The organism is Citrobacter sp. BDA59-3 (genome assembly GCF_015167655.1).
GTDB classification, from domain to species: Bacteria; Pseudomonadota; Gammaproteobacteria; order Enterobacterales; family Enterobacteriaceae; genus Phytobacter; species Phytobacter diazotrophicus.
On sequence record NZ_CP063427.1, the window covers coordinates 4,631,763 to 4,646,838 of the forward strand.

The 15,076-nt window shown below is 53.1% G+C and carries 13 protein-coding genes; 4 read left to right on the forward strand and 9 right to left on the reverse strand.

The genetic code is table 11. The features are described 5' to 3' along the window. Window positions 1-2 precede the first annotated feature (2 nt). Window positions 3-533 (forward strand): hypothetical protein, encoded by a 531-nt coding sequence (locus IP582_RS21730; protein WP_193794429.1) that lies wholly within the window; start codon window positions 3-5, stop codon window positions 531-533. 52 nt (window positions 534-585) lie between these two features. On the opposite strand, the gene IP582_RS21735 is transcribed toward IP582_RS21730, so the two are convergent. From IP582_RS21735 to IP582_RS21745, 3 genes are all read right to left on the reverse strand, one after another. After that, on the reverse strand, window positions 586-846 hold the full coding sequence (locus IP582_RS21735) for a hypothetical protein (protein ID WP_079497083.1): 261 nt from the start codon (window positions 844-846) through the stop codon (window positions 586-588). A gap of 28 nt (window positions 847-874) precedes the next feature. After that, the gene (locus IP582_RS21740; protein ID WP_193794430.1) at window positions 875-1,879 is read right to left on the reverse strand and encodes a LacI family DNA-binding transcriptional regulator; all 1,005 of its coding nucleotides are present in this window, start codon (window positions 1,877-1,879) and stop codon (window positions 875-877) included. A 141-nt stretch (window positions 1,880-2,020) separates the two neighbouring features. Beyond that, window positions 2,021-3,907 carry a beta-glucoside-specific PTS transporter subunit IIABC gene (locus IP582_RS21745; protein WP_193794431.1) on the reverse strand — a complete coding sequence of 629 codons (1,887 nt, stop codon included), beginning with the start codon at window positions 3,905-3,907 and terminating at the stop codon, window positions 2,021-2,023. Between the two features lie 364 nt (window positions 3,908-4,271). On the opposite strand from IP582_RS21745, the gene IP582_RS21750 reads away from it, so the two are divergent. Then, window positions 4,272-5,441, forward strand: coding sequence for a DNA repair protein (locus IP582_RS21750; RefSeq protein ID WP_039078163.1), 1,170 nt, complete (start codon window positions 4,272-4,274; stop codon window positions 5,439-5,441). 185 nt (window positions 5,442-5,626) lie between these two features. Here IP582_RS21750 and IP582_RS21755 read toward each other — a convergent pair whose 3' ends face one another. Beyond that, on the reverse strand, window positions 5,627-6,400 hold the full coding sequence (locus tag IP582_RS21755) for a siderophore-interacting protein (RefSeq protein ID WP_304490146.1): 774 nt from the start codon (window positions 6,398-6,400) through the stop codon (window positions 5,627-5,629). Between the two features lie 236 nt (window positions 6,401-6,636). Here IP582_RS21755 and IP582_RS21760 point away from each other — a divergent pair, with 236 nt between their 5' ends. Continuing rightward, window positions 6,637-7,233 (forward strand): PadR family transcriptional regulator, encoded by a 597-nt coding sequence (locus IP582_RS21760; protein WP_193794433.1) that lies wholly within the window; start codon window positions 6,637-6,639, stop codon window positions 7,231-7,233. Here the strand turns inward: IP582_RS21760 and IP582_RS21765 are convergent. After that, window positions 7,230-8,792, reverse strand: a complete 1,563-nt coding sequence (locus tag IP582_RS21765; RefSeq protein WP_193794434.1) for a methyl-accepting chemotaxis protein — start codon at window positions 8,790-8,792, stop codon at window positions 7,230-7,232. The genes IP582_RS21760 and IP582_RS21765 overlap by 4 nt on opposite strands. Window positions 8,793-9,246: 454 nt before the next feature. After that, a complete protein-coding gene (locus IP582_RS21770) occupies window positions 9,247-10,767 on the reverse strand; it encodes a PAS domain-containing methyl-accepting chemotaxis protein (RefSeq protein ID WP_193794435.1) in 1,521 nt (506 codons plus the stop codon). Window positions 10,768-11,200: 433 nt separating this feature from the next. Here IP582_RS21770 and ygjG point away from each other — a divergent pair, with 433 nt between their 5' ends. Continuing rightward, on the forward strand, window positions 11,201-12,580 hold the full coding sequence (gene ygjG / locus IP582_RS21775) for a putrescine aminotransferase (RefSeq protein ID WP_228007926.1): 1,380 nt from the start codon (window positions 11,201-11,203) through the stop codon (window positions 12,578-12,580). Between the two features lie 277 nt (window positions 12,581-12,857). On the opposite strand, the gene lsrG is transcribed toward ygjG, so the two are convergent. Genes lsrG through lsrB form a run of 3 tightly spaced genes read right to left on the reverse strand, consistent with a single transcriptional unit; the run spans window position 12,858 to window position 15,061 of the window. Further along, a complete protein-coding gene (lsrG, locus tag IP582_RS21780) occupies window positions 12,858-13,151 on the reverse strand; it encodes a (4S)-4-hydroxy-5-phosphonooxypentane-2,3-dione isomerase (RefSeq protein ID WP_193794437.1) in 294 nt (97 codons plus the stop codon). Continuing rightward, window positions 13,148-14,035, reverse strand: a complete 888-nt coding sequence (lsrF, locus tag IP582_RS21785) for a 3-hydroxy-5-phosphonooxypentane-2,4-dione thiolase (RefSeq protein ID WP_071194481.1) — start codon at window positions 14,033-14,035, stop codon at window positions 13,148-13,150. Before lsrF ends, lsrG begins: the two co-directional genes overlap by 4 nt. Before the next feature lie 12 nt (window positions 14,036-14,047). Continuing rightward, entirely contained in the window at window positions 14,048-15,061 is a 1,014-nt protein-coding gene (gene lsrB / locus IP582_RS21790) for an autoinducer 2 ABC transporter substrate-binding protein LsrB (protein ID WP_071194480.1), read from the reverse strand. Window positions 15,062-15,076: the final 15 nt, after the last annotated feature.

Sequence of the window (15,076 nt, forward strand, 5' to 3'; positions counted from 1 at the left end):
AGATGGAACAGGTTATTGCCCGTGGCGATAACAGCCTGTTGCAACATTCAACGCCCGAACTGGAGCGCTGGTTTGATAAACCGCCATCTGAACTGCCCCGGCAGAACGGATTTCCTTTGGCGTTTGTGCTGTTGTTATTCCTGGTAGCCTTCGCCTGTAATTTACTGACGCTGATGGCGATGCTGCCAAAACAGACACCGCCAGTCCGGGCGCTTATTTTCTTCCTGCCCGCTATCCTGTTTATTTTCAGCAACCTGACCGCCACCTATATGATCGCACGCGGTAAAACATCCGGGCTGGCCTGGTATGGCCTGGTGCATGGCGTCCTTACCGTGCTCAGTGCGCTGCTGCTGGTGTTTACCGTGCTGGATGGGCAGACGCATCATGCGGTCATCATGCTGGTGGCTCTGCTCATCATGCTGGCCTGCCGCTATGTGCTTAACGGACGTGGATTTATTTTATTCGTGCTCTACGGTCGCACGCAGCGTATCGCAACACTGTCTCGCGGAATGCGCATACGATCGGGCCAATAAGGACAAAAAAGCCGCCGGTGCGTAACGCATGGCGGCTTTTTTAAGCTGATGGCTATAAGCCAGTGCTAAAGGTAATCAGTCCGAGCACAATACCGGGCGAATTGGCTATCACAATCGGCCAGTTTTTCCTTTCACTCAGTAAACCGTACGTCACCCACAACACGCAGTTCACGGCGGCGGCCAGCGGTTGTAGCGGGTTAGTTTTCACCCCGTGCAGATTATCCAGAATCAACGGTATATACGAGATATACATAAAACAGCAGGCAATGGTCGCCACCCAGCCCACAACAGCATGCGCTCTTGCGTACAACATCACGCTTCGCCTTATGACGTGTGAATGTTCACTCCGCGTCAACGCGTCGGGCAACTGAATCCCGGCTCACCAGGGTTCCCTGATGGGAAAACACGGTTTTTTCGTCGGGATGCAGTAAAATTTCGACCGCATCGCGGATCATTTCGTCCATCGGGACGTGGATAGTTGTCAAAGAAGGCGTGTAGTACTTACCAATTACCGAATCATCGAACCCGGCCAACGAGATCTCTCCCGGCACCGATTTCCCCGCATCCTGAAACGCTTTCGCCAGACCAATGGCCATATCGTCATTGGCGGCCAGCACGCAGGTGAATGGGATATTGAGCGCCAGCAACTGGCGTCCCGCCTCATAACCGCTTTCGGTACTCCAGGCGCCCCGCACCACCAGTTGCGGATCGGGGCTGATACCCGCTTTTCGCAACGCATCGCGGTAGCCGCGTAAACGGCGTTCACCGGTCGGCGAACCACATACGCCCGCCACAAATGCAATCCGGGTATGCCCCTGCGCCAGCAAATGTTCCACCATCTCCTCGCTGCTGCGGCGATGATCGGTAAACACGCAGCGGTTTCGGTTTCTGATAAGTTCACGATTAATGACAACTATCGGAGTCTGGTTGCCGTCAATGATGTCATCCAGCTCACTGACCGACAGATATTTGGGGTAGATCATGATGGCTTCACAGCGAAGCTCAAGGAGCAAACCAATCGCATCGCGCTCGTCCTGAGCGCTGTGTTTCCCGTCTGCAAGCACCAGTTGACGGCTGTGACCTTCACTGCGCGTCGCCGCCTGATAAACCATGCTTGAGAAGAACGGGCCGTTGTACAACCCGTTGGTGATAACCAGCCCAATCGAATTCGTTTTGTTATTAGCAAGATTGCGCGCCAGTTGGTTTGGCCGATAACCGGTCTCAGCAACGGCCTGTAAAATTCTGGCCTTCACCTCTTCCCGGACAAACACCTTACCGTTTAGCGCGCGCGATACCGTCGCCTTTGACACTCCTGCCATTCTGGCGACGTCCAGTATCGTTACCATAAGAAAACCTCAATCAATGGGTGGCTCACACTGAGCCAGAAACATCCGGCTCAGAAACATGCTGCAAAAGAGTGCGACTCGCGAAGCCCGACGGGTTACGTCGTGACGCCGTTGACACCATGTTCGTGCGCCCGTGCCTCCTTATGCGAGAGACATCAGCGGCGCCCCCATACCAATCGCGCCATCAAGCTGGTGCTTTGTCAGCATGAAATCTTCACTGTTAACCACCAGTACCGGGGTTGTCAGATCATAGCCTTCGCGTTCGATGCTGGCTTTGTCGAATTCAAGAAGAGGCGTACCCGCTTTGACCACATCCCCCTCTTTCACCAACGGACGGAAATGCTGCCCCTGCAGGTTGACGGTATTTAACCCAACATGGATCAATAACTCTGCCCCATTATCGCACAATAACCCAATGGCATGATGTGATGCGATCACGGTCGCCACCGTCGCGTCACACGGTGCCACAACTTTGCCTTCTTCGGGCTTGATGGCAATACCATCGCCAAGCGCTTTACCGGCAAAGGCTTCATCTGCCACGCTCTCCAGCGCCACCACTTCCCCTTTTAAGGGGCTAAGCATCTTCACTGTACTGGCCGCAGCGGTATTTGACGTCGCTTGCGCTTTGACAGGTGTTGCCGGTTTCATCTCCTCTTCGTTTGCCGGATCTTCAAAGCCCACGAACTGCACCATCACAATCGTCAGCACGATACAGGTTCCTGCCCCTACCAGTTCGCCGACAAACGACATCGGCGCATCCGGGCTGATCGCATTGACCAGGGTAAACAAGCCAGGCAACGCGGCATACGCGTAGTACAGGCTACCGAAGAGACTGGCGACGACCGCACCCATCGCCCCGCCGATACAGCCACAAATAAACGGCTTTTTAAAACGCAGCGTCACACCGTAAATCGCTGGTTCGGTGATGCCAAAAATCGCCGTGATCCCGGCAGACATTGAGGTCGCTTTTAACTGGGTATTGCGGGTTTTCAGGAACACGCCAAACACCGCCGCCATCTGACCAATAACCGCAATGGTCTGGTAAGCCTGGAAAGAGTCGTAACCCTGGGTGTCAAAATTGGCCATGATTACCGGCGTAATCCCCCAGTGAACCCCGAAGATAACAATAATCTGCCACACGCCGCCAATCACCGCCGCCGCAACGGCCGGTGCTGCGTGGAAGAGCGCGTTATAGCCATTTGCCACCCCCATTGCCGCCCAGGTGGTAATGGGGCCAATCACAATCAGGGTCAGCGGTACGATGACAACGAAACAGATCAACGGCGTAAAGAGCGGGCTGACCACGTCCGGGATCCACTTTTCTACCCGGCGTTCGAACCAGGAGAGCGCCCACACCAGGAACAGCGGTGGCAAAACCGAGGAGGTATACACCGTTTTAGAAAGCGGGAAGAAAAGAAAATTGATGCTCTCCCCGCCAGCAATACGCCCCGCCAGCGCAGCCCAGTCAGGGCTAATCAGCGCACAACAGCAGAGAACCGCGATAAACGGGTTACATTTGAAATGGCGCGCCGCCGTAATCGCGATAAAGACCGGCAGGAAGGCAAACGGCGTCCAGGACATAAAGTTGAGCACGGCGAAAGTGCCAGTGGTTTTGATATCGGCATCCATCAGACTGACAACAATCAGCAGCCCTTGCAGAATACCTGCCGCCGCCAGAATGTAGACAATCGGCGCGAACACTGCCGACATGGTGGCAATGACCGCATCAAGCTTACGCGTTTTTTTCGGGGCGCTGCTTATGGAGCCATTCTCTTTTACCAGACCGGACATCGCGTTGAAGACGTCCGCCACGTGGGTACCGATCACCACCTGAAACTGTCCACCGCTTTCCACCACCGCAATGACCCCAGGCAGGCTTTGCACCAGACGTTTCGCATCAGCGGGCGTTTCATTAAGGACCAGACGTAAACGCGTGGCACAACGGGTAAAGCTGTTGATGTTCTCTTCCCCTCCGACTTCCCGGAGGATATCACTTGCTAACTTATTGTAATCCCGAATAACAGCCATCTTTTTTCTACCTTTTATTTTCGGTAACTGAGTCATGCAATGAATGAAACCGGTTTCATGCTAACCTGGACAAGCAGCCATGCAACCGGTTTCATGAAAATATGAGAGCTAAATCACTTGATAAGGTGAATATGAAACAGCCGGGAAGTGGGGAAAAAACGTACCGGGAAAGTATTTCTTTCAGGAATGCTAACGCCTGTAACTTGTGACCTGTATTATGATTTCAACCATATCTGCTTAGCTGAACTGATGCTAATCTTTCAGGGTTGAACGCAGCGGCTGCGGGTACGACAATGAGCTTATTTCGTGTTTGATCATTACCAACTACCATTAACTCAATCTTTAAGCGCCTTAGCGAAAGACCATGAACAAACCCATAAAACGGCTTGAGATCATTAAGTACGCCATTGAACTGGAAGATGAAGGCATTATTCAAAGCCAGCTTCCTTTTCTAAAAAACGAAGTCACCGACAGTGAACTGGCGTTCATCGTATGGGCGCTTGAAGAGAAAAACTTTTCCGATGCGTTGCGCACTATCAATGCCTGGCTGCAGAGCCAGCGTTCAGTGGTGCAGTGGCAGGATCCCCAGGTTGCCGCCAGCAAACTGGAACTGAAAGCGCTGGAAGAGCAGTTGCGTGAATTAATCGATAAACGTAACACCCGCATTCAGTTGCTGGATGATTTCAACGATCTGTACCTCACCCGTCTTGGGCCACTGATGTCACAGATCCTGCGCCTGCGTAAGATCCTCGCCGAAGCCGCCGTGCGTCGCCAGGAAGCCGAAGCGCATCGTCGTGAGGCCGATTATCTTCGCTGCCAGAAATATCTGTCGCAGGCGGTGGAGGTGCTGGTCACCCTTACCCGCCGCTGGCAAAGTTTTCCGCCACAGTCCCCGCAGGCGGCGGAAGCGCGTAAGCATTTGCAGCAGCAGAATGCGCTGATCGCCTCTTTGCTGGCCGAAGCGCAGGAGCTGGAGCAAGGCTTAACGCGTGAAGATGAACCGGCGCGTCAGGCGCGGGATGAAGCGCGCCAGGAGTATGAAGATTACCAGGAACAACAGCACGATGCCGAGCAGCGTTTTGGCTTCGAGCAGAAGATGTCACCGGATGAGCGCGTTGAGCTGAAACGTTTGTGGCGCCAGGCCAGTAAACTTTGCCACCCGGATTTGGTGGACGACGCCTTTAAAGAAGAGGCGCATGCCATGATGGTTCAGTTGAATCAGGCCAGGCAGCGCGGCGATCTGGGGGCAATTCGCCTTTTGTTAACCCGCCTGCAAAAAGGGCTGGAGCCGTTAATGGCCAGCGATCGTCTTAACGATCTTGCCCGCCTGCGCCAGCGTATTCATGAGGTGAAGCAGCATATTGCCAGCCTGATCGATGAGCTGAATGCGCTGGAGAAAGAGGAGTCGTGGCAACTGGTGTCGTCACTGACCGATCAGGAAGGGTATTTCCGCCAGCAAGAGAAAGCCCTTGCCGAGATTCGTCAATCTCTGGAGCAGCAGGTGAGCGAAGCCGAATACGACGAAGTGGCGTAATCCGCAACCTCCCGGATGCGGCGCAGGCGCCTTATCCGGGCTACGACCGGTTTTCTCCCTCTCCCCCGGGGAGAGGGTTGGGGTGAGGGGAATATGCGGCTCAGGTGGTGGGTTCCGTTCCCTTTATGTTCATGGCGAAATGGACCTCCCGAACACGTGAACGGGTAAAGGGGAACTGCAGCGAACTACTTATTATGCCAGTAGGCCTGACCACGAACCCGTTGCTGGTCGATAGTGTCAGTCGCATAGTGATCCAGCAACGCTTTCACTACCGCACCCTCGCCCGTCAGCCAGATAAAATAGTCTTCCGGCGGCACAGCAACCGACGCCAGCTTTTCCACCACCGTCTGCCTGTCATGGCCAATCACCCAATCAATGTTGTAATCACTCAAATGGGCGAAATAATCTTTGTACGAGGCGTCCCCTACGGTGACCACCGCTTTGACTTCCGGGCGCACCGTCAGGCGGTTTAACCCTTCCAGCCGACGACGCAACGCCGGCATTCCGGACTCATCGCACACATACAACTGCCAGGCATAATCTTCCGGCACCACCAGCGATCCACGCGGTCCGCCGATGGTCAGTTTGTCGCCTGCCCGGGCCTGCATCGCCCAGGTGCTTGCCACACCACCTTCATGAATAAAGAAATCGATCGCCAGCTCCTGGCGGCGCTCATCATACAGCGGTGTGTAATCACGCGTTGCAGGGCGTGGACCCTCTGCCCAAACGATACCCTCATCGGTTACCTGTGGAGGCGTAAACACGCTACCCGGCTGTGGGAAAAAGATTTTGGTATGGTCGTCGAACCCGTGGGAGGTAAACCCTTCCAGCGCCTCGCCGCCCAGCACAATGCGCTGAAACCCGGCACCCACACGCTCGACGCGTAACACGGTCAACTCGCGAAAACGCAACTCATTGCGTACACGCTGCGGATAACGTTGTTGTTTGATTGTCATAATCGGCCTTTGTGAAATTGAATACGATATATCTAAATTGATTTTTAAATGATAATGATTGCTGTTTATTGAGATGGCAAGCCTTTTTTAGATACATAAAACCAGAAACGCACAACCTGCAAAAAAGAAAATTAAAAATCCTTAATATCAATAAATTACAAAAATAATCAGAACCAGACTTGGCATATTTTCAATTTTAGATATAAATTAGATATATCAAATTCACCAGGGAGCAGAACATGCGACATCATCACAATGCGTTCGATGAAGAATGCCAGCAGGGTCACGACAGCGAGTGTCACGCCGTGCGTCGCGGGGAACATCACCGCGGCCACCACGGCGAAGTCCATCATGGGCGCGGCGGCGGACGCCGTCAGCGCTTTTTCGGCCACGGCGAATTACGCCTGGTTATCCTGGATATCCTGACCCGTAACGCCAGCCATGGTTATGAGTTGATTAAAGAGATCGAAACCCTGACCCAGGGAAATTACACCCCCAGTCCGGGCGTGATTTACCCGACGTTGGATCTCTTGCAGGATCAGCGGCTTATTATTATTCACGAGGAAGACGGCGGTCGTAAAAAGATAGCCATTACCTCGCAAGGTCAGGCGTGGCTTGCCGAAAATAGCGAGCACCTGCAGCATATTCAGGCGCGTATCAAGGCGCGAAGCGTGGGTTATCAGTTACGAAAAGATCCGCAAATGAAGCGCGCGCTGGAAAACTTCAAGGCGGTGCTGGATTTGAAAGTTAACCAGTCAGAGATCAGCGCCGCCCAGTTAAAACAAATTATCGGTATTATCGACCGGGCGGCGCTGGATATCTCTCAACTGGATTAAGCCATCGCCCCGTCTTCACGCAGGCGGAAAACTTGCACCAGCTCGCGCAGGTGCGTCGCCTGCTCATTAAGCGCCGCAGCCGCCGCAACGGACTCTTCCACCAGGCTTGAGTTCTGTTGCGTGGTGGAATCAATCAGCCCGATAGCGCTGTTGATTTGCGAAATACCGTCGGTCTGCTCGCGGCTTGCCTGGCCTATCTCGCGCAGGATCACATCCATCTCCTGAACGTTGCTCACCATGCCGTTGATCAAACTGCCGGCTTTTTCCACCAGCGCCATGCCCTCACGGGTCTGGCTGGTGGAGTTTTCAATAAGCTGGCGGATTTCATTGGCAGATGCGGCACTCTTTTGCGCCAGTTGACGTACTTCACCGGCCACAACCGCAAAGCCACGACCATGCTCGCCTGCACGTGCCGCTTCCACTGCCGCATTTAGCGCCAGGATATTGGTCTGGAAGGCAATGGCGTCAATCAGGTTGATGATGTCAGACATGCGGTTGGAGGTCTCATTAATCACACGCATCTTCTCGGTGACCTGTTTCATCATCTCACCATTGTTTTTAACCACATTGGCCGCATCCGCAGACAGGCTGGTGGCTTCGGTGGTGTGATCGGCCGTGTTTTTCACGGTCGCGGTAATCTGCTCCATGGACGATGCAGTCTGTTCGACAGAGCTGGCCTGCTCCTCTGTGCGGGCCGCCAGATCCTGGTTTCCGGCCACAATTTGCGCCGCGGCGCTTGAGATACTGGCCGAGCCAAACTGCACTTCCTGAACAATGTCCACCAGGCGGGTTTTCATCTCCATCAAAGCACGCAGCAGGATACCGGTCTCATCACGATAGTCGGAGTGGATAGTGCGGGTTAAATCACCGCTGGCAATCGCCTCGGCGAACGTCACCGCTTCACGCAGCGGGCGAGTAATGGCGCGCACTATCACCCATCCCAAAAGCGTACCCACGCCGATACTGATAATCGCCAGGGCAATCAGCAGTAAACGATTGGTGCTGAAATCGCTTTGAACCAGCTCACTACCATGACGCATTTGCGCATCCTGAATAGCAATCAGGGCCAGCACTTTCTCTTTGTAGGCTTTTTGGATTGGCACCATTTTGGTCATCATTTCAGTGATAGCCGCCGAATGATCATCCTTCTTCACGTCTTCCAGAATACGAAAACGCGAGTCCAGAAATTGCTGACGGATATCTTTAATCTCGGCGAGGATTTTTTGCGATTCGCTGTCATGGAGGTTTTTTGTCAGATCGTCCAGAAGAACCGTTACGCGGGAACTAATTTCGCCGAGCTGCTTCTCGGTCTCTGCCTGCCATTTGCCATCCGTGTCCAGTAACATAAGTTGCTGCGTACTGACAAAGCTCTGGAAGTTATCGATGAGTTGATTGGCTTTTACGGTGGTCGGATAATCATTGTGAATAATATCCTGCATTCCATTATTAGCACGATTCAGACTGAACAGTGAAAGAGCGGAGCTGGCTACCATCAAGACAATAAAAAATCCGAACGCGAAAAATAATTTCGCACCAATTTTTACATCATGTAAAAACATATATTCCCCCATGCACATGATTATAATTTTGTGAAAAAACCCTTTTCAACAAAGAGTTAGATGCGTTGTTTTAAAAGAGACGCCAGAAATAATATCTCCACTGCATGTTATCGGTAACCGCTGCGCTAACTTTATGAGATTGATCGTTTTTTTATTTCAGTTATGATTATTCTGATAGTTATCAGCTATTAATTGAGATCTATCGATCGTTATATGTTCTGAGGGAAGAAGTTGCGCAACGTATATTAACGCCACTTAATTGTCTTTTAATAGGAATAACAAGTTAAATTAAATGGAATATAATTGATCAAAAAAGAAACTATATTTAATATTAATTTAACATTTTATAAATATAAATAGAACAAATTAAAAGATGCAATATAACCATATAAAAAACAAGGTTAAATAAATACAAAGAGAAAATTCCCTCTCTATAAATAGAGAGGGAGAAGAATTAATGAAGCACGGAAACGGCGTCCTGCAAACGGCTGGCGCGGTGTTTTACCATCGAGGAAACATTGGCGTTTTCGGCTACCAGCCCGGCATTTTTTTGCGCGATGGTATCCAGCTCTGCCACGGCATGGGTCAGCTCTGACAGCCCTTGCGCCTGTTCAGAAGTTGACTGGCTAATCTGGCCAATCAGGGAGGTCACGTTTTGAACCTGGGTGACGATATTGTCCATTGTCCTGCCTGCCGCATGGACCTGTTCATAGCCCGATTGCACTTTGCTGGCGCTGGCATCAATCAACTTGCGAATATCATTTGCCGCACTGGCGCTACGGCTGGCAAGGTGGCGAACTTCCCCGGCCACCACCGCAAAACCTTTGCCCTGTTCACCGGCACGGGCGGCCTCCACTGCGGCATTGAGCGCCAGAATATTGGTCTGAAAAGCGATGTCATTAATCAATGCGGTGATTGAACCGATGCGCTGCGTACTGTCAGCAATTTCGTCCATCGTTTTCACCACCGTTTCCATCGCTTTTCCTCCATTCGCCGCCGCGCTACTGGCGGAGCTGGAGAGTTTGTCAGCCTCTGTCGCGGTATGGGAATTATTTTGCACCGAGGCGGCCATCTGGCTCATCGTGGCAACAGTCTGCTGCACATTGACGACGGTCTGCCGAGTACGCTCGTTCAGATCGTCGTTACCTTTTGCCAGCGTTTCGCTACCGCTGCGCACGCTACTCACCTGACCGGAAACATCGTGAATCAGCCAGCGACACATTAACCCCAACTGCCCAACGGACCGCAGAGTAAGACCCAGTTCGTCGCTACGTTTCAGATGCGTCACGCTGTTACGTTCACCGGTCGCCACGCTAAGGGCCTGACGGGCGACTTCCTCAACCGGACGCACAATTTGCCATTCAAGGCAGGCACAGCCCAACAGCAAGATCGCGGCGCTCAATAAAATCGTCGCCGGACCATTTCCGGAAAGCCACAGGCCAGCCGCCAGCACAATCCACAAGAGCGCCATCACCCCACGAGTCCGCCAGCGTAATGGCAGAGAGGGCAGTTTACCCAGCCAGCCCCGGCTAACCACCAGCCCTTTATGGATCCGCTTTTTAGCTCGCCCTTCCTGAATGGCTTTATATAAAGGTGTGACAGCGGCAATTTCTTCCTGGGTGGCGCGGGTACGAATGGACATATAGCCCGTCACTTTTCCGTTACGCACCATTGGCGCAGCGTTAGCCCGTACCCAGTAATGATCGCCATTCCGACGGCGGTTTTTAACAATACCGCTCCAGGGTTCGCCCTGTTTCAGGGTGTACCACATGTCCGCAAAGGCGGCTTTCGGCATATCCGGGTGGCGTACCAGGTTGTGCGGCTGGCCGATCAGTTCGTCCAGCTCAAAGCCGCTTACCTGCGAGAAGGTGTCATTGGCGTGGGTGATATAGCTTTGCAAATCGGTGGTCGACATCAGGGTGGTGTCAGCATCAAGGGTGTATTCCCGTTGCGTGACAAACGGCGGAGCAGACATGATAAGCATCCTTTGCAAGTTATTCGGCTGTTAAAAATTTTATCGAATGTTATTTCGGCGATAATGAATTTATCTTTAGTTGTTAAATTTGATTTAGATCGCAATTTGCGATTAAACCGCACTATTTGTATGTTTTTAAGCTGCTGATTTATATAGTAACGCCTTGAAACTACCAAGTTTTCCTGATTTATCGCTGCGCTAAAATGAGGCAATAATCGCACCACTACGGTGCATTTCGCTTAAAAAACGCGCAATGCGCGTTTTCTTTTCCTCTATTTCAGAGCGTAACAAAGGGTAAGATCCGGGATCTAATCTCGTACAAATGCATTTTTCCCTGGTGTTTATCCCGATTTTCATTTACGGCTTCGATGTGGCGCAATCCCTGCAATACTTAAATCAGTATCATGTGATACGCGAGCCCCGGGAGCATATTTTGAACAGATTACCTTCCAGCGCATCGGCTCTTGCCTGCAGCGCACACGCACTGAACCTCATAGAGAAACGAAAGCTTGATCATGAGGAGATGAAAGAATTAAACCGAGAGGTGCGAGAATACTTTAAAGAGCATGTCAATCCGGGGTTTTTAGAGTATCGAAAATCTGTTACTGCCGGCGGGGATTACGGAGCCGTAGAGTGGCAAGCGGGAAGTTTGAATACGCTTGTCGACACCCAGGGACAGGAGTTTTTAGATTGTCTGGGTGGGTTTGGTATCTTCAATGTGGGGCACCGTAATCCAGTAGTGGTTTCCGCCGTACAGAATCAACTCGCAAAACAACCTCTGCATAGCCAGGAGCTTCTCGACCCACTGCGGGCGATGCTGGCAAAAACACTGGCGGCATTAGCCCCAGGCAAACTCAAATACAGCTTCTTTAGCAACAGCGGCACGGAATCCGTCGAAGCGGCATTAAAGCTCGCTAAAGCGTATCAGTCGCCACGGGGCAAATTTACCTTTGTCGCGACCAGCGGCGCGTTCCACGGTAAATCCCTGGGTGCATTGTCTGCGACGGCGAAATCGACCTTCCGTAAACCGTTTATGCCGTTGTTGCCGGGCTTCCGTCATGTGCCGTTTGGCGATATCGAGGCCATGCGAACCCTGCTCAGTGAATGTCATAAAACCGGCGATGATGTCGCTGCGGTTATCCTTGAGCCCATTCAGGGCGAAGGCGGCGTTATCCTGCCACCGCAGGGTTATCTGCCGGCCGTGCGTAAGCTGTGTGATGAGTTTGGCGCGCTGCTTATCTTTGATGAAGTGCAGACCGGGATGGGCCGTACGGGCAAGATGTTCGCCTGCGAGCATGAGAACGTCCAGCCGGACATTTTATGTCTTGCGAAAGCGCTCGGCGGCGGCGTGATGCCGATCGGCGCGACTATCGCGACCGAAGAGGTCTTCTCCGTCCTGTTCGATAATCCTTTCCTGCATACCACCACGTTTGGCGGTAACCCGCTGGCCTGTGCGGCCGCGCTGGCGACCATCAACGTGCTGCTGGAAGAGAACTTACCGGCACAGGCAGAGCAGAAAGGTGACATGCTGCTAGACGGCTTCCGCCTGCTGGCGCGTGAATACCCGGACCTGGTGCAGGATGCACGCGGCAGAGGGATGCTGATGGCTATCGAGTTTGTGGATAACGAAATCGGCTATACGTTTGCGAGCGAAATGTTCCGCCAGCGTGTACTGGTTGCCGGGACACTCAACAACTCGAAAACCATTCGTATTGAACCGCCGTTAACACTGACGATTGAACAGTGCGAACAGGTACTCAAAGCGGCACGCACCGCGCTGGCAGCAATACGCGTGGCGGTGGAAGAAGCGTAAAGACGGTCCGGCCTTCTCCCCCTCACCCCTGCCCTCTCCCTCAAGGGAGAGGGTGAAAAACAGTCCCCACTCGCTCGATCGGTTGCCTCTTCCCTATAGGGTTGAGGAATCCCCACAAAAATGCGAGCACGAACGGTCCCCTCTCCTCATTGGGGAGAGGGGAAAAATGCGGCTCTGATGGTCATTCCGTTCACCTTATGTTCCTTACTTTTCTGTCGCGACAAAACCCCCTCAGCCCTTTGGGGCAAAGGGAAACACCGCGCAGCGCACCAAACCGCTATTCCGGCATCAGCCCCACAAACGTCCTTTTCTTACGCGGCTCCGACATCAGATCTTCCAGCTTCGCCACGCAGGCCAGATAGTGCGCCGTCTCCTTGTGCGCCAGCACAGCAGCCTCATCCTTATACGCCTCGTAGATAAAAAACCGCGTCTTCACTTTCGGATCCTGCAGCACATCAAAACGCAGATTTCCCGGCTCCTTCACTGCCCCCTCGTGATTGGCGCGAAACACCTCAAGAAACTCATCGATCTTGTCCGGCTTGATGTTAATTTCCACCAGCGTCACATTCATTGTTGCTCTCCCTGTTTCTCTTCCTGCCAGAACTGATACGCCTCACGGGCGCTCATATTCTCGTGTACCACTTTTTTTACTGCTTTGAGCATGGCGAGCGGCGCGCTGGACTGGAAGATATTGCGCCCCATGTCCACGCCGGACGCCCCCTGATCGATGGCGCGAAAACACATCTCTAATGCCTCCAGCTCAGGCAATTTCTTGCCCCCGGCAATCACAATCGGCACCGGGCAACTGGCGGTGACTTTCTCAAACCCCTCTTCGACAAAGTAGGTTTTGACAAACTGCGCCCCCATCTCGGCGGCGATACGGCTGGCCAGTGAAAAATAGCGTGCATCCCGCGCCATCTCTTTGCCGACGCCGGTGACCGCAAGCGTAGGAACACCGTAACGGTTCCCGGCATCCACCAGCTTAATAATGTTATTGATCGACTGATGCTCGTGCTCGCTGCCGATATAAACCTGGGCCGCCACCGCACAGACGTTCAGCCGCAGGGCATCCTCCATCGCTACCGCCACGCACTCGTTCGACAGTTCGGTCAGAATAGAGTTACCTCCCGACGCCCGCAGCACCACCGGTTTATTGGTAGCGGGCGGCACCTGGCTTCGCAGCACCCCACGGGTACACATCAGCACGTCCGTTTCGCCAAACAGCGGGGCGATGGATAAATCGATACGCTCAAGGCCGGTAGTCGGCCCCTGAAAATAGCCGTGGTCAAACGCCAGCATCACCGTGCGGTTGCTTTTCGGGTTGAAGATGCGCGACAGGCGCGACTGCATCCCCCAGTCCAGCGCCCCGCAGCCTTTAAGCGTAAACGGCACATTCTGTTGCGGCCGGTCGAGGCCAAAATCTTTGCCATCTTTGATGTCATCTAAATCCGCCATCGTTTCCTCCCATCAGAAGTCGTATTTGCCAATGTTCTCTTTGGTGAACACCACGCGTTCCGGCAGCAGCACAATCCCGTTGCCTTTCGCTTCATACTGATAGCCCTGCACGCTGTTTGGCTCGACTTTAAGCGTGCCGATATCTTTCACGTCGACGCTGTCGCCCACGTTAAGATCGCCTTTTTTCAGCAGATGTTCGGCTACATTCACCGAAATTTTCCCCTGTTGCACCACATCCCACAGGCCAAAGGCTTTCACCGTACCGCGCTCTACATATGGGCGCATGACGTTCGGGGTACTAAAGCCGACAATCGCCACTCCTTCCCGTTTCAGGTTCTCCGCAGCCTGCGCTGCCGCTGGCAGAGCATTGGCATCCGGCGCAATGATCGCGTCCAGATCCGGATACGCTTTTAAGATCCCTTCTGCGGTTTGCAGCGATTTGGTCGCGTCGTTATAGCCAAACTGGGTGGTGACGATTTGCCACTGGGGATGATCTTTCTCGATTTTGGCTTTCGCCTCTTTTACCCACTGGTTCTGGTCGGTCACCGTTGGGCTTGAATAGAAGAAAGCGACTTTGGCATTCGGTTTGGTTACCTGTTTTGAAGCCATCTCCACCAGCAGACCACCCAGTTGCTCTGGCGTCCCCTGGTTGATGTAGATGCTGCGACACTCAGGCTTGGTATCAGAGTCCCAGGTCAGCACTTTCACACCGCGCTGCATCGCCCGTTTCAGCGCCGGGCACAGCCCGTCCGGCGAAACGGCGGAGACAATAATGGCCTTGTAGCCCTGGTTGACGAAGTTGTTGATGAGCTGAACCTGGCCGGAAACGCTCGGTTCGGTCGGGCCGTCATAGGTCACATCCACCCCCAGGTCTTTGCCAGCCTCTTTCGCGCCGTTGCCGCCGCTGGTGAAGAAGCCCACCCCAACCAGTTTGGGAATAAAGGCGATACGGTCAGCCGCCTGGGCGGCCATGACGCTACCCGCCAGCGCCAGCGCGCTCAGTTGCACTATCAGTTTTGTCTTCATCTCATGCTCCAAAAG